The 22,952-nt window shown below is 67.8% G+C and carries 16 protein-coding genes and 1 pseudogene; 11 read left to right on the forward strand and 6 right to left on the reverse strand.

Going from position 1 to position 22,952, the window contains the following annotated elements; genetic code table 11:
- Window positions 1–11: 11 nt before the first annotated feature.
- From nbtC to ON19_RS04635, 4 genes and pseudogenes are all read left to right on the forward strand, one after another.
- Window positions 12–3,089: pseudogene (gene nbtC, locus ON19_RS04625) on the forward strand (nocobactin polyketide synthase NbtC); the annotation flags it as partial.
- 546 nt (window positions 3,090–3,635) lie between these two features.
- Window positions 3,636–4,307, forward strand: a complete 672-nt coding sequence (locus ON19_RS44475) for a class I SAM-dependent methyltransferase (RefSeq protein ID WP_306307024.1) — start codon at window positions 3,636–3,638, stop codon at window positions 4,305–4,307.
- Between the two features lie 41 nt (window positions 4,308–4,348).
- The gene (locus ON19_RS04630; RefSeq protein WP_051168533.1) at window positions 4,349–7,849 is read left to right on the forward strand and encodes a non-ribosomal peptide synthetase; all 3,501 of its coding nucleotides are present in this window, start codon (window positions 4,349–4,351) and stop codon (window positions 7,847–7,849) included.
- Window positions 7,850–7,973: 124 nt separating this feature from the next.
- Window positions 7,974–9,062 carry a DUF6545 domain-containing protein gene (locus ON19_RS04635; protein WP_043687351.1) on the forward strand — a complete coding sequence of 363 codons (1,089 nt, stop codon included), beginning with the start codon at window positions 7,974–7,976 and terminating at the stop codon, window positions 9,060–9,062.
- Here ON19_RS04635 and ON19_RS04640 read toward each other — a convergent pair.
- Both ON19_RS04640 and ON19_RS04645 read right to left on the reverse strand, forming a co-directional pair.
- The gene (locus tag ON19_RS04640; protein ID WP_086006592.1) at window positions 9,037–10,416 is read right to left on the reverse strand and encodes a SagB family peptide dehydrogenase; all 1,380 of its coding nucleotides are present in this window, start codon (window positions 10,414–10,416) and stop codon (window positions 9,037–9,039) included. The genes ON19_RS04635 and ON19_RS04640 overlap by 26 nt on opposite strands.
- 12 nt (window positions 10,417–10,428) lie before the next feature.
- Window positions 10,429–11,409 carry an ABC transporter substrate-binding protein gene (locus ON19_RS04645; RefSeq protein WP_043687353.1) on the reverse strand — a complete coding sequence of 327 codons (981 nt, stop codon included), beginning with the start codon at window positions 11,407–11,409 and terminating at the stop codon, window positions 10,429–10,431.
- Between the two features lie 262 nt (window positions 11,410–11,671).
- On the opposite strand from ON19_RS04645, the gene ON19_RS04650 reads away from it, so the two are divergent.
- The gene (locus ON19_RS04650; RefSeq protein ID WP_043687354.1) at window positions 11,672–12,805 is read left to right on the forward strand and encodes an MAB_1171c family putative transporter; all 1,134 of its coding nucleotides are present in this window, start codon (window positions 11,672–11,674) and stop codon (window positions 12,803–12,805) included.
- Here the strand turns inward: ON19_RS04650 and ON19_RS04655 are convergent.
- Window positions 12,754–13,194: a nuclear transport factor 2 family protein gene (locus ON19_RS04655; RefSeq protein WP_043687355.1), complete on the reverse strand. Its 441-nt coding sequence runs from the start codon at window positions 13,192–13,194 to the stop codon at window positions 12,754–12,756. The two genes, ON19_RS04650 and ON19_RS04655, sit on opposite strands and share 52 nt — an antisense overlap.
- A gap of 118 nt (window positions 13,195–13,312) precedes the next feature.
- Window positions 13,313–15,109, reverse strand: coding sequence for an MFS transporter (locus ON19_RS04660; protein WP_083899141.1), 1,797 nt, complete (start codon window positions 15,107–15,109; stop codon window positions 13,313–13,315).
- 69 nt (window positions 15,110–15,178) lie between these two features.
- On the opposite strand from ON19_RS04660, the gene ON19_RS04665 reads away from it, so the two are divergent.
- Complete coding sequence (locus tag ON19_RS04665) at window positions 15,179–15,841, forward strand: TetR/AcrR family transcriptional regulator (RefSeq protein WP_043687356.1); 663 nt, start codon at window positions 15,179–15,181, stop codon at window positions 15,839–15,841.
- A gap of 136 nt (window positions 15,842–15,977) precedes the next feature.
- Here ON19_RS04665 and ON19_RS04670 read toward each other — a convergent pair whose 3' ends face one another.
- On the reverse strand, window positions 15,978–18,026 hold the full coding sequence (locus ON19_RS04670; protein WP_051168535.1) for a M13 family metallopeptidase: 2,049 nt from the start codon (window positions 18,024–18,026) through the stop codon (window positions 15,978–15,980).
- 337 nt (window positions 18,027–18,363) lie between these two features.
- On the opposite strand from ON19_RS04670, the gene rplN reads away from it, so the two are divergent.
- The 5 genes from rplN to ON19_RS04695 all read left to right on the forward strand — a co-directional run bounded on the left by rplN (window position 18,364) and on the right by ON19_RS04695 (window position 21,760).
- Window positions 18,364–18,732, forward strand: coding sequence for a 50S ribosomal protein L14 (gene rplN, locus ON19_RS04675; RefSeq protein WP_039795505.1), 369 nt, complete (start codon window positions 18,364–18,366; stop codon window positions 18,730–18,732).
- 1 nt (window position 18,733) lies between these two features.
- Window positions 18,734–19,051, forward strand: a complete 318-nt coding sequence (gene rplX / locus ON19_RS04680) for a 50S ribosomal protein L24 (RefSeq protein WP_040864865.1) — start codon at window positions 18,734–18,736, stop codon at window positions 19,049–19,051.
- 1 nt (window position 19,052) lies between these two features.
- Complete coding sequence (gene rplE / locus ON19_RS04685; protein WP_043687358.1) at window positions 19,053–19,616, forward strand: 50S ribosomal protein L5; 564 nt, start codon at window positions 19,053–19,055, stop codon at window positions 19,614–19,616.
- Window positions 19,617–19,620: 4 nt separating this feature from the next.
- Entirely contained in the window at window positions 19,621–19,806 is a 186-nt protein-coding gene (locus ON19_RS04690) for a type Z 30S ribosomal protein S14 (RefSeq protein WP_014981705.1), read from the forward strand.
- Window positions 19,807–20,206: 400 nt separating this feature from the next.
- Window positions 20,207–21,760: an acyl-CoA carboxylase subunit beta gene (locus ON19_RS04695; RefSeq protein ID WP_043687359.1), complete on the forward strand. Its 1,554-nt coding sequence runs from the start codon at window positions 20,207–20,209 to the stop codon at window positions 21,758–21,760.
- A 346-nt stretch (window positions 21,761–22,106) separates the two neighbouring features.
- Here the strand turns inward: ON19_RS04695 and ON19_RS04700 are convergent, their stop codons facing one another.
- On the reverse strand, window positions 22,107–22,766 hold the full coding sequence (locus ON19_RS04700) for a DUF8020 domain-containing protein (protein WP_043687361.1): 660 nt from the start codon (window positions 22,764–22,766) through the stop codon (window positions 22,107–22,109).
- Window positions 22,767–22,952: the final 186 nt, after the last annotated feature.

Raw genomic sequence — 22,952 nt, forward strand, 5'->3', positions numbered from 1 at the left:
TTCCGGTTCTCCTGTCGGCGGATACCCCCGCTACGCTGCGCGAAGAGGCAGCGTCCATCCTCTCCTACGTCTCGGATCGCCCCGCCGTCACCGCCGATCGCGTGGCGGACATGCTGTTGCGTACCCGGGTCGCGCGGCGTCACCGCGCCTTGCTGATGGTGACCGGCCGCGAGGATTTCGACGCGGCGCTGACGGCGGTACGCGACGGATCCGACCACCCGGCGGTGATCGGCACCACCGAACCAGCCGCCGCGCGCCGGGTCGCCTACGTGCTGCCCGGGCAGGGCAGTCAGCGCCCCGGCATGGGCAGACTCTTCTACGACCGGATGGCGGCGTTCCGCGCCGAGGTCGATCGCTGTGACGGTGTCTTCCGTGACCTGTTCGGCGAATCCCCGCTGCCGTACCTGCTCGACGCGGAGGCCGAGGCCGACGACAACGCCAGGATCGTCCAGCCCGCCCTGTTCATGCAGATGGTGGGTCTCGGCGCGATGTGGCGATCGGTCGGCATCGAGGCCGCCGCCACGATCGGGCACAGCCAGGGGGAGATCGCCGCCGCCTACCTGTCGGGGACGATGACCCTCGCCGACGCGATCGTCGTCGTCGGTACCAGGGCCCGCGCGGTCGACAAGATCGCCTCCGACCGTTATGCCATGGCGGTCGTCGCCGCCGACCGGGACGAGTGCGAGGACGTGCTGGCGCGTCAGTGCGGGTGGGCGCAGGTGTCGGTGGTGAACTCGCCTCGCATGGTGGGGATCTCCGGCGATCGCGACACCGTGCAGGCCGTCGTGGACGTGCTCGCCGAACGCGGCCGGTTCGCCCGCGTGATCCGGGTCCGCTACCCGGCGCATACCAGTCTGCTCAACGAGTTCCGGGACGTGATCCGCGACGCCGTGCACAGCAGGCTGGACAACGCCCGCTTCCTCGACTCCGAGATCGACTGTCTCGGCGCGACGCTCGGCGATGCGATCACTCCCGATCTCCCCGTCGGCGAGTACTGGTTCTGGAATCTGCGCAACCCGGTCCGCTTCGATCGCGCCGTCGCGGCCGCGGTCGCGCGGGAGGTCGACACCTTCGTCGAACTCGCCGAGCATCCGACCTTGCAGCTGGCCGTCGAGGAGAGTCTCGCCGAATTCGCGGCCGATCGCGCCACCACGGTGAGCGGCACGTCGAGCCGCACGGCGACCGATCTGACCGAATTCACCAGGAATCTCGCGGTGCTCGCGGTCAACGACCTGAACTACCGCTGGGAGAGCCTGCGCGTCGACCCCGACGCGCCCGCTCGGCTGCCGTTGCCGGACTTCCCGAATGTGCGGATGAACGAGATGACACTGTGGCTTCCCCACGATGTCACCCTCGGGCACGCCAGATCGTCCGCCCGCACCGCGGCGCGTGCGGCGGCCACCCCGGCACAGCCGGAATCGGTCACGGTGGCGCAGGCCGCCCCGAAACCGCAACTGCTCGTGGAAGAGTGGTCCCGGTTGGTGCGGCGGTCGATGACCGCGCCCCGCGCGCTGGGCATCGTCGATCACACCGGTCAGTGCGCCGAACTCGCCGCTGCCCTGGTCGAATACGCGACGAATCAGGGACTGGGCGGACGACTGCTCGATATCGGAGCGGGCAGCGGCGACGGCGATATCGATACCGTCGTGGTGTTGCTGCCGAACCTTCCCGAGCTGGACGGGTCCGCCGCGGTCGCGGAGGTCGCCGAATTCCTGGGCGCGCGGCGCTGGTTGTCGAAGCCCGATGCGGGGGTGACCGAATACTGGCTGCTCACCGTCGCCGGTGAAGCGGCGGTTCCGGGTGACGCACCACCGCATCCGGTACACGCAGGCGCGAGCGCCGGCTTCCGTTCGGCGAGTATGGAATATCCCGGTGTCGCGTTCCGCCATCTGGATCTCGCTCCGAACCAGGCCAATGCGCAGGCGGTACCGTCGATAGTCACCGCGCTGCACACGGCCGAGGAGCCCGAGCTCGCGCTGCGTGACGGCAATCTGTACGCCAAGCGGCTCGTCGAAGCGGACCACTCCGCGCTGCTGCGCGGACCGTCGAAGCCGGAGAATGTGGTCATCACCGGTGGCACCGGCAGTCTCGGGCTCGAGTTCTGCGAGCACGTGGTGCGCAACGGGGCCCGGCGGGTGACGCTGCTGAGCCGGTCGGGGGAGACCGAGGCGGTCACGCGGCGACTGCGCGATATCCGTGCACTGGGGTCGGCCGAGGTCACGGTGGTGCCGTGCGATATCGGTGACCGGGCGTCCGTCGCGCAGCTGGCCGACCGGCTCCGGGACACCCCGGCACACCTCGTGATCCACGCGGCGGCGGACAATTCGGTGATCGGCGAACTCGAACTCACCGAGATCACCCACGGTCAGGTCGAGCAAGCCCTGTCCGGGAAGGTCGTCGGCATCGCGAATGTCCTCGATGCGCTGACCAGAGCCGACGATTGCGAGATCGTCCTGTGTTCCTCTCTCGCCGCCACACTCGGCGGACGCGGCACGGTGGTCTACGCCGCGGCGAACCGGATGGTCGACGCGGTCGCGCGGCGCCTGAACGCCGACGGTCTGCGGTGCGTGTCGGTGCAGTGGGGACAGTGGGACGTCTTCGAGGGCAGAGGCAATGCCGACCTCGCGAAACTGGCCGAGGTCGGGTATCTGCCGATGGCTTCGCCGGATGCCATCGCTCTGGGCCTCGGCGGGCTGCGTGGCAACGCGGTCGTCGCCGCCTTCGACTGGGATCTCGGGCGCACCGTGCTCGGCGCCTTCGGTTACGGTCCCGTTTTGTCCGGGCTGGAGACACCGATCGCCGTGTCCGCCCCGGTGGTCGATTCCGGCCGCGAGGTCGGCGGCGCGCAGATGACCGGTGCCGACGTGCCCGCCCGCATGGTGCGGCTGCTCGCCGAGATCATCGGCGCCGACGATGCCGACACGATCGACAGCACCAGGTCGCTGGTCGCCCTCGGCCTGGACTCCCTTCAGGCTCTGGAACTGCGCAGGCGCGTCAAGAGCGAATTCCGCGCCGACGTGCCGGTGGGCGATCTCATCGGCGGCGCATCGCTCGATGACGTGATCAGGCTCATCGGAGCCGAAGCGGGCGGTGCCGCGCCGCAGGCGGTCGTCGCCGGGGTGGCGCCACCGACGCGGTCGGCGCCGACGGTGCGGAGTGTGCCCTCGGGTGCGATGGCGAGTGCCGCCGATCGGGTCGCCAGGGCGAAAGAGGCCGCCCAGCACGCCGTTCCGAGCGATTTCGACGCCGAACGCTTTCGTTCGGCGCGGCACGATATGGATTTGTTCGGACTGCGCGCCATGCTCGCCGCGCTGCGACCGTTTCTGTCCGAAACCGAGATTCGCGCCGTGGACGACATCGCGACGCGCATGCGATTCGCACCGCGCCACCGGTGGCTGCTGCGGCAATGGTTGCAGGCACTGGCCGCGAACGGCTCCATCGAGGGCGACGTGGATCGCGGCTACCGGTACGTGCGGCCGGTGCAGGCGCCGACCAGGCCGAGTCTGGTCGAAGTCTGTGCGGACCTGGGATATCCGCGTCCGCTCGCGACCTTCCTGCAAGCCTCCGACGACCACCTGACCGAACTCGCCCAGGACAGCATGCGCGTCCAGGAGTTGCTGTTCCCCAACGGGGATATGGCCACGGCCGAGGCCGCTTACCGGGACAACCTCAGCAGCCGCTACCTGAACCTGGCCGCGGGCCGAGCGGTCGCCGACCTGGTCGAAGGCCTGCGCGGTGACCGGTCGCCGGTGCGTGTGCTGGAGCTGGGCGCGGGCATCGGCGGCACCACCGATGACGTCACGGCCGCGCTGTCCGGACTGCCGGTGGAGTACCACTTCACCGACGTGTCCACCTTCTTCCTCGAGGCCGCGAAGCGGCGGTTCGCCGACTACCCGTGGATGCGGTACGGGATCGTCGACATGAACGCGGACCTGGCGGATCAGCCGCGCTACGACATCGTGATCGCGGCGAATGTGCTGCACAACGCCCACGACATCGGGGTGACCCTCGGGCAACTGCACGATCTGCTCGAACCCGGTGGCGCGGTGGTGATCATCGAGACCTGTCACGCGCACTGCGAGCAGCTGACCTCCGTGCACTTCCTGATGTCGCCGCGGGAGGATCAGCCGCACGCAGGCCTGACCGACGTGCGGGCGGGCACCGACCGGATCTTCCTGACCGAGCGCGAATGGCGGGATCAACTGGTCGCGACAGGCCTCACACCCGAGCTGGTCCTGCCCGCGGGTGACCATCCGGTCGCCCTGCTCGACCAGCGAGTTTTCATCGCGGTACGCGGCCGGGGGTAGTGGAGGCGATCATGTCGGATCAGGCAAGGAGTGACAGCGGAATGGAGTCGGCACAGCAGCCGGGCGACGGCGGAGTCGGCATCACCAAGGAGGAGATCAGGGCCGCGGTGGCCGGCCAGTTGGGTATCGCCGCGGGCGAGGTCGCCGATCACGACGATCTGATCCAGCTGGGTCTCGACTCGATCCGCACGATGAAGCTGGCCGGTGGCTGGCGCAAACGGGGCGTCGATATCAACTTCGCTCAGCTCGCGGCCAGCCCCACGGTGGACGCGTGGCACGGTCTGCTGGGGGCGGAGGAGTCCGGCTCACAGGTCGAGCAGACCCCCGAACCGGCCTCCGCCGAGCCGCATGCCGACGAGGACCCCTTCCCGCTGGCCACCATGCAGCACGCCTACTGGATCGGCCGTTCCGACGAGCAGGAACTCGGCGGCGTCGCGGCCCACCTCTACGTCGAATTCGACGGCGGCCGGATCGATCCCGCGCGACTCGAGCGCGCGGTGGCCGATCTGGTCGCGGCCCACCCGATGTTGCGCACCCGATTCCTGCCCGACGGCACGCAGCAGACCATGCCCGAACCCGGCAGGCCGGTCTTCGCGGTGGTCGACCTACGGTCGCACGGGCCGGAAGCGGCCGACGCGGCGCTGGCCGAATTACGCGACAGGAAGACCCATCAGCGCCTTGCCGTCGAGGACGGTCAGGTCATCGACATCACGCTCACCCTGCGCGACGAGCACAGCACCCGCCTGCATCTCGACGTCGACATGCTGGCCGGTGACGCGATGAGCTACCGGGTGCTGATCTCCGAACTCGCCGAGCTCTACCACGGTGCCACCGTGACCGCCCCCGGTTACACCTATCGCCGCTACCGCACCGAACGCCAGGAGGACACTGCCGCCCGCGAGCGCGACCGGCAATGGTGGCAGCAGCGGTTGCCGGAACTGCCCGGCGCGCCGGAGCTTCCGACCGTGCCGGTCGGTGAACGCAGCGCACCGCACCGCACGGTGCGCTATGACCACTGGCTGGCGCCGGAGGCGAAGCAGCGTCTGCTCGCCGCGGCCCACCAGCGCGGCATCACCCCGGCCATGGCGCTGGCGGCGGTATTCGCCGAAACCATCGGAGGCTGGTCGGCGCAGAGCCGGTTCCTGCTGAATGTCCCGCTGTTCCATCGCGAACCGGTCCATCCCGAAATCGACCGCGTGATCGGCGATTTCACCTCGTCGATCATGCTGGAGGTGGATGTCACCGAGAACATGTCGGTAGCCGACCGGGCCCGTTCCCTGCAGCGCAGCATGCACGACAGCGGTGCGCACACGGCCTATTCCGGACTCGAGGTACTGCGCGACCTGGGCAGGCACCGTGGTGAGCCGGTGCTGGCGCCCGTGGTCTACACCAGCGCGCTGAATCTGGGCGAACTGTTCGCCGACCGGGTGACCGAAACCTTCGGCGATCCGGTGTGGATCATCTCCCAGGGGCCGCAGGTGCTGCTGGATGCCCAGGTCACCGAGGTGCGCGGTGGGCTGCTGCTCAACTGGGACGTCCGCGAATCGGCATTCCCCGCGGGGATGATCGACGCCATGTTCGCCCGCTACACGCAGGCTATCGGCCGTCTCGGCGAGGGCGAGGCAGGCTGGAACGCCGAGGCGGCGGTGCGCCTGCCGGTCGCCCAGGCCGAGGTGCGCGCGGCGGTCAACGCCACCGACGGGCCGGTCAGCGGTCGCTGCCTGCACCAGGGGTTCTTCGACTACGCCGCCACGAATCCCGCCGCGCCGGCGGTGGTGTGGGGTCTCGGCGCGGAGGCGGGGGAGTGGAGCTACGGCGAACTCGCGTCACGCGCACTCGCCGTCGCCGGCGCGCTGCACCGTGAGGGGGTGCGGCCCGGCGACGCCGTGGCGGTCCAGCTTCCGAAGGGGCCCGATCAGATCCTCGCGGTGCTCGGTGTGCTGGCCGCGGGCGCGACGTACGTGCCCATCGGATTCGATCAGCCGGTCGGCAGGCGTGCCGAGATCCTGCGGACCGGAGCGATCGTCGCGGCCGTGACCCTGCCCGGCGGCGACATGGGTGTGCCGATCCCGTGCGTCTCCATCGATGCGGCGCGCGAGTACCCGAACCCGCTGGCCGCGCCGATCTTCCCGGATACCGAAGCGATCGCGTACGTGATCTTCACCTCCGGTTCCACCGGGGTGCCCAAGGGCGTGGACGTGCCGCACCGTGGCGCGATGAACACCATCGACGCGGTGAACGAGTGGTTCGCGGTCGGCAGTGCCGACCGCGTACTGGCGTTGTCGGCCTTGGAGTTCGACGCGTCGGTCTACGACATCTTCGGCATGTTCTCGGTCGGCGGCTCGGTGGTCGCGGTCGATACCGGGCAGCGCGCCGAAGCGACGACCTGGGTGGAACTGATTCGCCACCATCGGGTTTCGATCCTCAACTGTGTGCCGAGCATGCTCGACATGATCCTGGAGATCGGCGGCGATCAGCTGGGCGATTCGCTGCGCGCGGTCACCCTCGGCGGCGACTGGGTCGGCGCGGATCTGGCGCGCAGGCTGGCGGCCCAGGTTCCGGGCTGCCGCTTCTCCGGACTGGGCGGGGCCACCGAGACCTCGATCCACAACACCATCTGTGAGGTGGTGGGCGAGCCGCCCGCGCAGTGGGCGACCGTGCCATTCGGCGTTCCGCTGCGCAATGTCCGTTGCCGAGTGGTCTCACCGGCCGGCCGCGACTGTCCCGACTGGGTGCCCGGTGAATTCTGGGTCGGCGGTGCGAATGTCGCGGCGGGTTACCGAAACGACCCGGAACGCACCGCCGAGCGATTCGTGGAATACGAGGGCATCCGGTGGTACAAGACCGGCGACATGGCTCGATACTGGCCCGACGGCACCATCGAATTCCTCGGTCGCGCCGACCACCAGGTGCAGATCCGGGGCTACCGGGTCGAACTCGGCGAGGTGGAGAGCGCGTTGCGCACGGTGCCCGGCGTGCGCCATGCCGTGGCGGCGGTGGTCGGCGCGGGCGCGCCCAAACTGGTCGCGGCCGTCGCGGGTGAGCGGGACGATATCGGCGACATCACCGCCGCCGTCGCGAATCTGTTGCCCGCCTACATGATTCCGACCCGGGTGGAATTCCTGAAGCAGATGCCGCTGACCGGCAACGGCAAACTGGACCGGCGCGCGGTGGTCGCGCTGCTCGAACCCGGCGTGGGCGCCGCCGAGAACAGCGCACCGCGCAACGACGTCGAGGCCGCACTCGCCGATATCGTGGCCGGAGTCCTCGGCGTGGACACCGTCGGTGTGCACGACGATTTCTTCGGCCTCGGCGGCGATTCGGTGCTGGCCACCACCGTCATCGCGCGGGTGCGGGAATGGCTGGAGGTCGACCACGCGCTGGTCGCGGACGTCTTCGCGACGCGAACCGTGGCGGGGTTGGCCGAGCGGCTCGCCCAGCGGGAAGCCGATCGCGGCGTCCCGGAGCGGCTGTCCGCGGTCGCGCGACTCTATCTGGAGGTCGCCTCGATGAGCGACGAGGAGATCCTGGCCCAGGCGTGAGAGCGGGGCCGCCGGTAGCCACGGGCGAGTGGCCTCGGTGCCGCTCGGCCCCTATCGTTCCTTCCATGCACGATCGGACCGGGAAGCACGACATCGGGGCCGCTACCCACCGGGACCGGCGGAGATGACAGCGGTACCGCTGGTTCCGACGGTGGCGGTCACGTGCTTCGCCGTCCTCGTAGCGGTCCTGCGCTGGATATTCGTCCGGGACAGCGCGACCGATCGTCTGATCAACCGGGCACTGGGGCTGGCCGGGATCGGCATGCTGCTCGCGGTGGTGTCGATTCGATCCGGCGCCCCGGCAGTCGTCACGCACCTGGGCGCGATGGTCGGATTCCTGACCGCAGGCAGTGTGTACGGTGTCGCACGCCTGCTGGCCGGCGCGGATTCCGAGGGCGCTGCTCGGCGGCAGCGCCGTTACGACTCGGTCGCGGTGACCGCGGCGGTGTTCACCGTACTGATCGACGTGGCGATCGCCCTGGAGCTGTTGCCGGCCGTAACTTCCTCGCGGTGGTACGCCTTCAGCGCCGCCGCGGCCTGCCTGCCGCTGGCCGGGGCGGGCTTCCTGCTCGCACGCGCCGGCATCGGCGAAATCCGTTCCGCCGAAACTCCGGTCGCCCAGCGGATCACCTACGTCGCCTTGATCTGCGTAGGGGCCTTCTGGATTTGTTATGCGGTGATCGTCCTCGTGCGGGCACCCATGGGAGTCTCGCCGACCGATCAGGGCGAAGGATGGTCGCTGAGCGGATTCGCCTTCTTCGCCGTCATCACGGCGCTGCTGGCGATTCCGCTGGTGCGCATGCTGCTGGTCCGCGTCGGATGGGACCGTGACAGCCGCGATTGCCGGACATTGCAACCGCTCTGGGCCGATCTGACCGCCGCGGTCCCGCATATCGTGCTGGTCGACGAATCGCACCGCCGCGTCCCGGCGCTGCGCCGCTACCGGATGGCGATCGAGATCCGCGACGCGCTGCTGCAACTGCGCAGGCGTGCGTCCGACTACCCACCCGACGACATCCGCAGCCACACATTGCATATCGTGCGCGACGCCGAGGCCGGACTCGTCACCGCCTCCGACACGGATGCCGCCGCAGGCCACGACCTGGAACTGCGGTACCTGCTGGACATGGCGGACCGGTGGCCGGAGGCGAAACGCGCCTACCTGGCCGCCGACCGGTCGCCGCATCTCAGCGCGGCGCGGGCGAGCCGATGATGATGCTGCCCACGCTGCATTCCTCGAGTTCGTCCACACCGGCGGCGGTCACGAAGGCCGCGGTGTCGCCGAAACCCTGCGCGCACGCGCCCAGACCCATGGCGGTGGCCGCCAAGTAGATCGTCTGCATCAGCACACCGACGTGTTTGAGGATGACGGCGTAGGAGACCTGCTCGTAGGTCCACATGACCCGTCCGGAACGTGCGCCCATGACGATGAGCACCTGCGGTTCGGCGCCGTCGGACAGGGTCGCCGAGGTGGACTTCACCAATTTCGCCACCGCCGGACTGTCGGCGGCGGCCACCGGACGCAGCACATGCTCGACCGAGTCGTAGTGGTACATGCCCGGTGCGAGGCCCTCGACATTGCGCACCACCGGATACAACTCGAGTTCGTAGACGCTGCCCCCGCTGGGATAGGGCTTCGACACCAGTTCCTCGCCCTCGACCTCCGAGCGGGTGCTCCTGGTCCGAGCCGTGCGATACAGCAGCTCACCCAGTTGGGTCACGGTGATCGGGTCGGCGTCGTCGAAGGCGCGGGTGGAGACCCTGTCCTCGAGCACCGCGGTCAGCGGCGGGTCTATTTCGCGCAATGCGGCCAGATCGGGTTCGGGCAGTGTCACCGGCTCGCCCGGATAGGCCGCCTTGCGGGCGGGCGGCTGCGGGAATCGGCCTTTCGCCCATTTGGTCGGGCCGAAATGCTCCCACGTGACGGTGCGTTCGCCGAGCGTGCTGCGTCGGTGGAACCACAGGTCCGGCGCACTCCAGCTGCGGGTGGTGAACGCGCGCTCCTCGGCGTCGGGGTCGGCGACGAGGAATCCACACCGGAACAGATCGTCGGCGAACTGTGTCTTCACCGCGATCGGCAGCGTGCTGTCGGCCGCGCCAGGCCCGTCGAGCAGCGCGAGCAGTCGCGGATCGTGGATGCGCACGTCGCACCACGACAGCGGATGTTCGAGCACGAACCCGTCCGAATCACGATGCAGCACAGCGAACTTCGACAGCGTCGCGGACCAGGCGGGCCTGCTGTCGGACTGCGGGCGCGGCTTGCCGAACGGATGCACGCTGTAGAGGTCGCGGCCGCCGTCGCGGACCGTCACGGACAACCAGCCCCCCGCGGCGAGCTGTTCCATCAGCTCGGCCACGTCGTCGCCGTTCGCGGCCTGCGACAGTTCGGCGACGGTCGCCGGTCCCCGGTTGAGGGTTTTGAGCGCGAGCAGTTGTCCCTTGGCCAGGCCGGTCAGTTTCTCGTTGTGCGGAGGATTGAGCAGCACCGCACCGGCCGGCGTGGTCAGACAGGTGGCCCCGGCCCGCAACGCGAGCCGGGTCTGATCGGAGAAGGTGAGGGTGGGCACGGCGGGCAACTCTTACTTGGCGACCGCGGCCAGCGCCGGGGTCAGCTTGTCGAGGATGTAGGGCACCGACAGCGCGGTCGGCTGGTTCACCGCGGTGATCTCCTGGGTGGTCAGGAACACCACCGAGCCCTTCTTCACCGCGGGCAGCTCCGCGTATCCCGGCAATTGACGGTACTTTTCGTCCATGCTCCCGGAGTAGCCCGCCAGCAGCAGATCGGCGGTGACCTCATCGATGCGTTCGGTGGAGAGCGCGAGGCGGCCCCCACTGGAAGGCTGCTCGACCAGATTTCGCGGAATGCCCAAGCCGAGTTGCCCGAAGACGCGGGCCGAGCCGTCGTTGGGATCGGTGAGCACCATCAGCTGGGAGGGGCTGCCCAGCCAGGTGCTGGCAAAAGTCTTGCCCTTCAGGCCCGGATTGGCCGCCACGAGCCCCGCGATCTTGTCATCGACGCTCGCGATCACTTTGGCGGCGGCATCCTGCTTACCGAGGATCTTGCCCAGCGTGGTGACCTGCTCCTGCCACGCACCGACCGTATCCTTGCTCAGGCCGGGCACGGTGGGCGCGACGCGGGACAGTTCGTCGTAGGTCTTCTGGTCCGCGATGAACGGATCGACCAGGATCAGGTCCGGCTCGAGCGCGGCGACCTGTTCGGAGATGGCCGCGATACTGCTGATCGATTTCGCCGAGCCGAGCTTGTCCGGCTGCCACGGCGGAACCGACTGCGAGGCGATGGCGACATTGTCGATGTAGCCGACGGGGACGGTATCGAGGGCAAGGGTGGTGTCGAGCCACTGGTTGCCGAGGGCGACGATCTTCTTCGGCGTGCCTTCGACAGTGGTTTCGCCCCTGGCGTGGGTGATCGTGATCGACTCACCGCCGGAACCGCCGTTGTCGGTGTCCGACCCGCAGCCCGCCAGGCCGAGGGCGAGCGCGCCCGCCAGTGCCGCCACCGCCGTGCGCGCCAGCCCGCGCCGGGTCCGAACAGCCTTCATCGTCACCCTCCTTCGTCGAGGAATGCCCTCGATCCGGCTCCGTGGAGCCCGACTCAGAATAAGTCAGCCAAGGCTAACCTATCCAGCCGAGTGACCATATCTCGATCGCCGTCCTGGGCACGCTCTGGTCCTACCTGTCGCTACACGAGGTCGGCATCCGGACAGGGGCACAACGACTGCCGTGGTGCATGCCCGCTGATCCGGGACGGCCCGAGCCGCTCGCGGTGGCTGCGCACCGTCCCGAGGATTTACAGTCACCACGATGGACGCAGTACCGGTTTCGTTGGTGATCGCGGTCGTCGTCTTCGTCCTGCCCATGACGATCGGGCGGTGGTTCTTCGTCAACGAGACGAACTCCGACCGGCTGATCAACCGTATGTGGGGCTGGAACCTGGCCGGGGTAATGGTGTACCAAGTCGTGGCAGCACTGGGTCATCCGTACTTCGCTCAGTGCCTGTACCTAGGGCTGGGCATGATGGCACTCGCGAGTTTCTATGGGCTGGCCCGGCTCGTCGACGGCGCCGACGCGAAGGGCGCGCGAGAGCGGCAGCGCCGATACGATTCGACAGCGGCTGCCGCCGCCGCGTCGCTGATCATCGGCGCACCTCTCGCGCACAGCGTCTTTCGCATCGACTACCTGGAAGTCGTCTGGGCGGTCTCGGCGTTTCCCGGATGCATCTCGGGCCTTCTCTTCGGCCGTGCCTGCGTCCGCGAACTGCGTGTCGCGGACTCCCCGGCACGGGAGAAGCTCACCTACGCCCTGTTGCTGACCTTCTTGATCTATTGGACGATCTCGGGGCCGATCCTGCTGGTTCGAGCACTCGCAGGCACGCCACCGAGTCAACCCGGAACCGTGGTGGCCGTGTCGGCCGTCCTCATGCTGGGTGCCGTCACGCTGCTGACCGCGATCCCGTTGTTCACTGTGCTGTTGGCGCGAGCGGGCTGGGATCGGACCGGCCGTATCTGTCGTCGGCTGCGTCCGTTGTGGCGCGAATTGACCGCGGCGGTACCGGAAGTCGTCCTACTCCGAGACCCTTCCGCCCCGCGGGAACCCGCCTCACAGCTCTACCGAATGACCGTCGAGATCTGGGACGCGCTCCTGCACTTGAAGCCGTACACGCCCGACGCCGAGGAGCTCGACTCGTCCGGTATGAGCGGAGACGAGGTGCGCGCCTTCGCGTTTCGAGCGGCGTGGGCAGTGCGAGCGAAACGTCACGGCAACGCACCGGCACCCAATGTCTCCACGCGAGGCGACGCGTGGGCCGAAAGACGCGATCGCGCGGCGGAGCTGGAGTTCTTGAGCCGATTGGCTCGCGAATGGCCGAAGGCTGTCGCGATGGTCGGCTACGAACCGGATACCGCACAGGCGGCCGCCACCGCTGCGGTATCCCAGTAGAACGGCCGCACCTCGGCGATGCGGCCGTCCGCGAAGGTGAGCGTCTGCAGAATCGCGAAGGTGAGTTCGCGGCCGGTCGCGCGTGCTCGTGCGTGTACTTCGGTATGCACCACGGCGGTTTCCCCGGTCGCCAGGAAACGTTGGTCGAGCAGGTCGAATGTCTCCCAGGTCTCGCTCATGGCGCGGAAGAACCGCTCCATGCCGTCGTGGCCGCGCCAGGTTCCGCCATAGGGCAGATTCTCGGCCTGATGGAGCACCACCGAAGGGTGGAAGAACGGAGCGAGCAGCTCGAACGAGGCGCTGCCCGGTCCGCCTGCCGCCAGGTATTCCGTTTCCGCCGCGTACATTCCGCTCAGTACGGCCATCGGGTCGGTCGTGGTCGGTGTCATGCGGCCAGTCTGATTGTGCGGCGGGAGCGGGACCGGCGGTAATCGGACGTCGCGGTGCTCGCCCGCTAGAGCCTGTTCCCGCGCACGCGTCGCCTGCGCGGGAACCACGGCGGCAGGATCAGCCCGCGGCGACGGGCTCCTGACGGGTGTCGTGGCGCAGGCCGATGGACATGACGTCGGACGGCTCGTCCAGTTCGATACGGTGCCAGCGGTTTCGGGGGACGACGAAGGCTTCTCCGGCGGTGAGGCGGACCATCGTCTCGTCGTCGCCGAGACGTTCCGGCCGCAGGTACAGGCGCAGCGCGCCGGTCAGGCAGCACACCGCTTCGTCGCTGCCGGGGTGCACTTCCCAGTGGTCGGCGTGCACGTCGGCGTCGGTTTCGACGCGGAAGGTCGCGAGTTGCCAGCCTCCGTCACCGGTGCTCATCCGGCGTTCACCGGCTGCGACGTGACCATCCGGGTCGAAATGGATGGCACGGCGGAACAAGTCGATCGGTGCGTGGGTCATAGTGTGTCCTTTCGTTGCGATCTGGTGGCGCCTTGTCGGAAGCAAGGCCGCGGCGACCACGGTGGCCGTGCCGAACAGCAGCGCCGCACAGCCGAGCGCGAGGGCATAACCGTCGTTCAGGGCCGCGGGAGCCGTGCCGTCCCCGGTTCGCGCCGCCGCTATCGTGGCGAGCGTGGCCACGCCGACGCATCCTCCGAGCTGGCGCGCGCTGTTGAACACCCCGGAGGCCATCCCCGCTTCGTGCGGCACGACGCCCGTGGTCGCCGCCGTGGCGACGGGGGCCAGGCACAGCCCGAGGCCGAAGCCGCCGAGCAGCGAGGGGCCGAGAACGTCGGCGACGAAGCTGCCATCGGGACTGACGAAGGCGAACCAGCCGATGCCGGCTGTGGTCAGAACCCCGCCGACGACCAGCGCCGCTTTCGGGGAACGCCGGGCGCCGACTCTGGTGGCCACCACCGTGCCGACGATGACGCTGAGCGAGAACGGCACGAAAGCTGCGCCCGCCGCCCCCGCGCTCATGTTCAGAACCTGCTGCAGGTACAGCGACAACAGATAGAACGCACTGAATTGCCCGGCCGCGGCGAGGAATACGAAAAGGTTCGCTCCGGTCACCCAGCGGTTACCGAATAGGCCGAGCCGCACCAGTGGCGTCGATGCGCGAGCCTCGACCGCGAGAAAGCCGGCGAGCAACACCGCGCCTGCGCCGAGGGTGACGGCCGTGGGGGCGGAAAGCCAGCCCTCATGTTCGGTCCGCACCACGCCCACCACCAGCAAACCTATTCCGCCGGTACCGAGGACAGCGCCCGCCACATCGATCCGACCGCGCTCTCCTACCCGGTCGGCGGCGACACCGGCCATCGCCGCGCCGAGGGCGATCGCCACGATCGGAACGTTGATCAGCATCACCCAGCGCCAGCTCGCGTACTCGGTCAGCAATCCGCCGACCAGCACACCCATGGCGCCACCCGCCGCGTTGACCGCGCTCCACACCCCGAGCGCCCGGATGCGGGCAGGTCCCTCGGCGAAGGTCGTGGTCAAGGTCGCCAGCGCGGCGGGAGCGACGGCCGCCGCCGCGAGCCCTTGGATCGCTCGGGCGGTGACGAGCTGCCATGGCTCCTGGGCGAAACCTCCGGCCAGCGAGGCTGTGCCGAACGCCGCGAGCCCGGCGGCGAACAACCTGCGTCGTCCGAACAGATCGCACGCCTTCCCGCCGAGTAGTAGGAACCCGCCGAAGGTCAGCGCGTAGATGTGCACCACCCACGCCAGATCGATCGGTGCGAAGCCGAGCTCGGTCCGGATGGCGGGCAGCGCGACGTTCACCACCGCGAGGTCCAGCGCGACCATGAACTGCGCGACGGCCACCGCGGTCAAGGCGACACCGGGCCGCCCGATGGACTTTCTATACATGTATAGAAAGTAACCGGTTGAGTCGCTCCGTGTCCATACCCGCTTCGGCGCATGGGCGATGATGGACCCATGCCGAGCTCCTCTTCACAGCCGCAGCGCACCGGCCGACCTGCGCGTATTTCCCGCGCGGAGATCGTCGCGGCGGCCAACGCGGTGATCGATGCCGAGGGTGTGGAGAAACTGACCATGCGCCGCCTGGCCACCGAGCTGGGCTGCACGGCGATGGCGCTCTACCACCACGTCCGAGACAAGGAAGACCTGCTCCGGCTACTGCTCAACGACTACGCCGACCAGGTGGTCTGGCCCGAGCTGCCGGAGGACCCGCGAGAGCGCGTCCGGGTCGCGGCGCGAGCCATGCACGACGTGCTCGCCGCGCGCCCGTGGATCGTGGATATCCTCGCCGCCGACGACCTTTTGGGCGTTTCGGCGCTGTGGGTCAGCGAATCGATCATCGATGGATTCGTGGCTTGCGGCCTGCCGCTGGACCGCGCCGTCGCCGCCTATCGCGCCGTCTGGCACTACACGGCGGGCAACCTCATCGTGCGCGCACGGTCCGCCCGCCGGGCCGCGGAGGATCGCCCCACCTTCCGCGCGCAGGTCTTCGCCGACCTGGACGCCGAAAGCTACCCCCGCCTGGCCGCCCTCGGCTCCGGCTACCTGTGCCTCGCCGCCCAGGACACCTACGAACTCGGCCTCGATGCCCTCATCGAGGGTCTGCTGCGAAATCGGTGAGCGGGATCCTCCCGGGAAATCCCTGAGCGGCCATTTCGCCGGGCTCGCGGCAGGCTCGGTCCGGATACAGTTCGAGCCTGCCACAACGGGCAGGCTCGAACTCACCTCGCGCAGGGTCGGAACGCGACCGGTCGACTCAGAACGTCACCCGCTGGTCCGCAGGTAGGAACAGCTTGTCGCCTTCCTTCACCTCGAAGGTCTTGTAGAACTCCGCGAGGTTGCGCACCACCTGGTTGCAGCGGAATTCGGCGGGGGAGTGGTTATCGGCGGCCAGGTAGCGGATCGTGAGTTCCTTGGTCTGCTTCTCGCGCCAGCTGCGGGCCCAGGACAGGAACATGGTGCGGTAGTCGGGATCGTCGATACCGCGACGTTTCTCCGCGATGCGGAAGGCGGCCAGCGTGATCTGGAGTCCGCGCAGATCGGCAAGGTTCTCGCCGACGGTGAGCTCGCCGTTGACGTGCTGGCTCGGCTCGAGGCCCTCCGGTACGAGCGCGTTGTACTGGTCGACGAGTTGCTTGGCCTTGGCCTCGAAGGCGGCACGGTCCTCGGGCGTCCACCAGTCGCGCCGGTTGCCGTCGCCGTCGTACTTGGAGCCCTGGTCGTCGAAGCCGTGGCCGATCTCGTGTCCGATGGTGGAGCCGACCGCGCCGAAATTGACCGCGGGCAGGGCGTCCTTGTCGAAGAAAGGCGGCTGGAGGTAGGCGGCCGGGAAGACGATCTGATTGGAAGTCGAGGAATAGTAGGCGTTCACCGTCTGGGGCGGCATGGCCCACTCGGACTTGTCGACCGGGGTGCCGAGGCGGGCGAACGCGCGCTTGACTTCGAACTCGTTGACGGCGAGCAGGGACTCGATCAGCTTGCCCTTGGTGATCTTCAGCTTCGAATAGTCGACCCACTTGTCCGGGTAGCCGATCCTGGGATCGATCTTGTCCAGTTTGGCCAGTGACGCGCTCCTGGTCGCCGGCGACATCCAGGTCGAATTCGTGAAATTCTCCCGGTAGGCCGCGATGACGTCGGCCAGCATCTCCTTGGCGCGCTCCTTGGCGTCCGGCGGAAAGTGCTTCGCCACGTACAGTTTCCCGAGCTGCTCGCCGAGATGCTCATCGACGATGCCGACCCCGTACTTCCACCGCTCGGGACGCTCGTCCTGCCCGTTGAGCACCTTGCCCTTGAACTCGAAATTCGCGTCGTTGACGGCCTTGGGCAGGTAGGGAGCGAACTCCCGCAGCACGTACAGCTTCAGATAATCCCGCCACGTGGCGATGTCCACCTCGGTCCACAGCTGACCGGCCGCCGTGAGGTAGGACGGCTGATTGACCACCATCGTCGCGAACAGCTCGCGCGGGCGATCGGTGTTCCCCGCCAGCCACGGATCCCAGTCGAAGCCCGGGGCCAGTGCGGTCATATCCGCCCAGCTGTACACGTTGTACGTCGCGTCGGTGTCGCGGTTGCGCACGTTGTCCCAGTGTGCGGGTGCGATGCGCTTCTCCAGGTCGAACACCCGCCCGGCGGTCCCGGCCGGGTCGGTCAGCCCGGCGCCCGCGGCGAGGCGTTCGAGGAAGATCCGGTACTGCGCGAGCACCTCGGCGTACTCCGGCTTCCGGTAGTACTGCTCACTGAGTCCGAGACCGGACTGGCCGACCGAGGGAATATAGGCGTTGGAGTTCTTCCGGTCGACGCCGATGCCGAGGCCGATCAGCCCGCCGATCGGCAGCTCGGCCATCACTTTCGCCAGGTCCTGCTTGGTCGCGGCGCCGTCGACCTTGGCGAACAGCGGCGCCAGCGGCGTCATGCCCAGGCGTTCGATCTCGTCCCAGTCCAGGCGCGCGTCGAAGAGGTCCTTGATCTGCTGCTCCTCCGACCCCGGCTTCGGATCGCGGATTCCCTCGATGATCTCCCGCAGCTGCTGCTGCGTGCGCTCGGCCGCCTCACTCGTCGAGCCGAAGGCCACCTTGTCCGGCGGCAGCTGGTACTCCCGCAGCCACTTGCCGTTGACGTGCCGGTACAGATCGTCCTGCGGCCGGATCGTCTCGTCCGCGCCGGTGAGATCGACGCCGGTGAGCGTCCGGCTCGCGGGTTCGGCGTCGTCCGAGCACGCGACCAGCGCGGCGACAGCCGGGACCGCGCCGAGTGCGATCAGGAAGGCACGACGATCCAGCTTCGCTGGCCGACCGGTAGATGTCACGAGAGTCCTCTCCCCGACGCGGCGTTGCCGCAGATGTACGAAGGCAGCCTTGCAGGACACGAGGCTACCGGCGTGGAGGCGGTCCAGCCCGGATTGGGGAATGGGCACCGCCGTGTGGCCCCGATTTGGGAACGACCTGCGGATTCCCATACACTAGACCGGTTGCCTGCGGGAGCTATGCCCGCAATCCGGCAGTGAACCCCCAGTGGTTGGTTCCGCGTTTCTTGCTCGAACCGAGGAAAACCGCTGGCAGGCGCGCGTCCGGAGGGCAACCGACCATGCCCGTCGGGTCGGCAATCCGGCGTGCACATACGTCCAGGTCAAGGAGGACGCTGAAGTGATTCAGCAGGAGTCGCGACTGCGCGTCGCCGACAACACGGGTGCGAAGGAGATTCTCTGCATCCGCGTTCTCGGCGGTTCGTCGCGTCGCTATGCCGGTATCGGCGACATCATCGTCGCTACCGTGAAGGACGCCATCCCCGGTGGCAACGTGAAGCGGGGTGACGTCGTCAAGGCCGTCGTCGTGCGCACCACCAAGGAGCGCCGTCGTCCGGATGGTTCCTACATCAAGTTCGACGAGAACGCGGCCGTGCTCATCAAGGCGGACAACGACCCGCGCGGCACTCGCATCTTCGGCCCGGTGGGCCGCGAACTGCGCGACAAGAAGTTCATGAAGATCGTGTCGCTGGCTCCGGAGGTGCTCTGACATGAAGGTGCACAAGGGTGACACCGTGCTCGTCATCTCGGGCAAGGACAAGGGCGCCAAGGGCAAGGTCATCCAGGCCTACCCGAAGGAGAACCGGGTCCTCGTCGAGGGCGTGAACCGGATCAAGAAGCACGTCGCGAACTCCGCCAACCAGCGCGGCGCCTCCTCGGGCGGCATCGTGACCCAGGAAGCCCCCATCCACGTCTCGAACGTGATGGTCGTCGACTCCGACGGCAAGCCGGCCCGTATCGGCTACCGGACCGACGAGGAGAGCGGCAAGCGGGTCCGGATCTCCCGTAAGAACGGGAAGGACATCTGATATGACCACGACGGAAAAAGTGCAGCCCCGGCTGAAGCAGCGCTACCGCGAAGAAATCAAGGAAGCGCTGAACAAGGAATTCGACTACGCCAACGTGATGCAGATCCCGGGCGTGGTGAAGGTCGTCGTCAACATGGGTGTCGGCGACGCCGCCCGCGACGCGAAGCTGATCAACGGCGCCGTCGAGGACCTGGCCCTGATCACCGGTCAGAAGCCGCAGATCCGCAAGGCGACCAAGTCCATCGCGCAGTTCAAGCTGCGTGAGGGCATGCCGATCGGCGCCAAGGTCACCCTGCGCGGCGACCGGATGTGGGAGTTCCTCGACCGCCTGGTCTCCATCGCGCTGCCCCGTATCCGCGACTTCCGCGGCCTGTCGCCGAAGCAGTTCGACGGCAACGGCAACTACACGTTCGGCCTGAGCGAGCAGTCGATGTTCCACGAGATCGACGTGGACCGCATCGACCGTCCGCGTGGTATGGACATCACCGTGGTGACCACCGCGACCAACAACGAAGAAGGCCGTGCCCTGCTCAAGCACCTCGGCTTCCCGTTCAAGGAGAACTGAGCACATGGCAAAGAAAGCACTGGTCAACAAGGCCAACGCCAAGCCCAAGTTTGCGGTCCGCGCCTACACCCGCTGCCAGCGGTGCGGTCGCCCGCACGCGGTCTACCGCAAGTTCGGCCTCTGCCGCGTGTGCCTGCGCGAGATGGCGCACCGGGGCGAGCTGCCGGGCGTGCACAAGAGCTCCTGGTGAGCTCGCGCTCCTCGTGAGCGCACCCGGATAGCAAGACACCGAGGGCACGGACTCACACCGAGTCCGTGCCCTCGCCGTCCATGGAGGCGCTTCCACCGCGGCAACACTGATCGGACGCGGTTTCCCGCCGCGAACGCCGCCGTGGAGTGTTCGACCGAAGCTGGAATCCCGCGCCGGCTCACCGGCGGCCGCCGCGACCGTGCCTCCGAGTCGCACGAGGCGATCACCGCCATGGAACGGCGTCTTGCCAGTCCTTCGTTCCTCTGACTGTCGAGGGATCTGATATGTGGCCGACCTCGGCTGTGATTTGTCCGGGATATCCAGTTCGATGACACGTTTTGTGTCGATAGCGCTTAACGTCGCGGGGGCACAACAGTTGGTTCGGAAGGTGGCAGCGAGCGTGACAGGTACCGAGGCGAAGCTTGATGAACTGGTCAAGATCCTGGCGATCGCTGCGGAACCGGCGGGTGAGGCCGGTGCCGCCAAGCGGGAGAAGAAGGGCGTTCCGAGCGTTCGCCAGCGTGTGAACATGCTGCTCGACCGCGGGACGTTCATCGAGACCGGTGCGTTGGCTCGTCAGCCCGACCGACCGGATGCTCTCTACGGTGACGGGCTGGTCACCGGTCGCGGTCTGATCGGGGGCCGTCCGGTGGTGGTGATCGCCCACGATCAGACCGTGTACGGCGGGTCGGTCGGTATCACGTCCGCCCGCAAGTTCATGCGGGCGCTGCAACTCGCGTTCGACAACGCATGCCCGGTGGTGACGATCAATGATTCCGGCGGTGCGCGTATCCAGGACGCGGTGGGTTCGATCGCTTCGTTCGGTGATATTTCCCGGGTGTTGGAGAAACTGTCCGGGTATGTGCCACAGGTGTCGATCATTCTCGGCAAGTGTGCGGCGGGTTCGGTGTACGGGCCGATCAACACCGACGTGCTCATCGGCACCAAGGATTCCTACATGTTCGTTACCGGACCGGAGGTGATCAAAGCCGTCAACGGTGAGGACGTCACCGCCGAGGAGCTCGGTGGCGCCGAGGTACAGGCCAGACGCGGCACCCTGCATCACGTGGCCGACACCGAGCAGGAAGCGTACGAGTGGGCGCGCAATTACCTGAGCTACATGCCGACGAGCTGTCTCGAGCAACCGCCGATCGTGAACCCCGGCCTGGAGCCGGAGATCACTGCTACCGATCGCGAGCTCGACACGATCATCCCGGATTCCGATCGCGCCGGTTACGACATGCACGAGATCCTGCTGCGGATCTTCGACGACGGTGAATTCCACGAAATCCGCGCCGCGTTCGCCCCGAATCTGATCACCGGGTTCGCCAGGGTCGACGGCTATCCGGTCGGTGTGATCGCCAACCAGCCGTTGGTGCTCGGTGGTTCCATCGACGCCGCCTGCTCGGACAAGTCGACCTACTTCATCCGGCTCTGCGATGCGTTCAATATCCCGCTGGTGTTCGTCGCGGACACCCCGGGCGTGCTGCCGGGCCTCGAGCAGGAAGCCAACGGTGTGATCATCCGCGGCGGGCGGGTCCCGCGTGCGATCATCGAGGCGACGGTCCCGATCATCAACCTGGTCGTGCGCAAGTCTTACGGTGGCGCCTACGGCATGATGGCGGCCCGACAGGTAGGTGCCGATATCAGTTTCGCCTGGCCGACGGCTCGGATCGCTGTGATCGGCGCCGACAGCGCGGTCGACCTCATCGGCAAGCGGCAATTGGCGGCGGTGCCGGAGGAGCATCGGGCAGCGGCGCGCGAGTTCATGATCAACCAGTACAACGAGACGATCGCCACCCCGTGGATCGCCGCCGAACGCGGCTACATCGACGCGGTCATCGAACCGGCGCGCACCCGTCTGGAGATCCGGAGCGCGCTGCGCCTGTTGCGGGACAAGCCGCCGGTCAAGCCGGAGTTCAACCCGCGCAAGCACCCGGTGTACCCGATGTGATCTTCCCGTTGACTCCGCAGCTGGGCGTATGGCACGCCGAGCGCTGTCACACCGACAGGTTGCCGGAAGAGTCATGTGGCGACCTTCCTCGACGGATGTCGGCGGCCTGTCGACGTCGCGCCCATCTGGCCACCCTCGGCAGCACCAGCGCGAGGGAGTCCTGGGCCGCCGGCTTCCTGAAGCCACCGGTAATTGCCGGACGCGACAGAGCCCGCGCGGCGACGGTGTGACTACCGGGCCTGCGCCGAGTAGCGAATCGCAGACGACCCGAAGAATGGCGCTGCGGCGGATCCGCTCCGCCGCAGCGCCTTTCGCGACTTCAGCTCAGCAGGTCAATCGCTGATTGTCAGGGCAGCACCTGCGGAATGACATCGGGCGCGACCGTACCCACGATCGCGCCGATCACGGCGCCGAGAATGGCGGTGGTCACCACGCCGACCACGGCGCACAGCGCGTAACCGACGACGAAGATCGCCAGGGTCGGAATGCAGGTGATGAGGGCGGCGACCGCACCGACGCCCGCACCCGCGGCCGCACCGTTCATGACCGGATCCGGGTACTGCGCTCCCGGATTCGTCGCGATGTCCTTCAACTCCGCGCCCGTCGCTGCCGAGACCTCGGGTGTCGTCACCGACAGCGTCCGGCCGTCCTCGGACACCTTGGCATCCAGGGCGATGGTGGTTCCGGACGGCGTGGCCAGCGTACGCGGAAGCTCGGTGACCGCCGCTCCCGCCTTGCTCACGACCTTGATCGAGGTCTCGCCGAGCTGGAACGTGCCGGCATCCAGCGTTGTGGAGACGGTGCTCAGGTCCGGTGCGACCGTGGCGTGGTAGCCGATGTCCGCGGACGTGCCCGTCGTCGAAATCGCCTGGGCCAACCGAGCCTGCTGCTCGGCGTAGTCGGTGGCCGATGCGGCTCCGGCACCGGCGAACGTAGTCGCCACGGCCAGCGGCAGCGCACCGATGAGCGCCTTACGACCGATGTGTATTGCAGCGCGATAGAACATTGAATTCATTTCCTCCCCGACCCCCGACACCCCCGACGTGGACGAATCGAACGTCGTATCGTGCGATGTGAACGCACTATTGGTAGCGATCGCACCGTCGACAAGGCAAGTTCTGTGACATTGTCGACATTGGGGAACCGATTGAGCCGCAAGATATTTGGATTCGGCATGAGGTTCGGCAAATCA

Origin of the sequence: Nocardia abscessus NBRC 100374, from assembly GCF_000308455.1 — a bacterium.
GTDB classification, from domain to species: Bacteria; Actinomycetota; Actinomycetes; order Mycobacteriales; family Mycobacteriaceae; genus Nocardia; species Nocardia abscessus.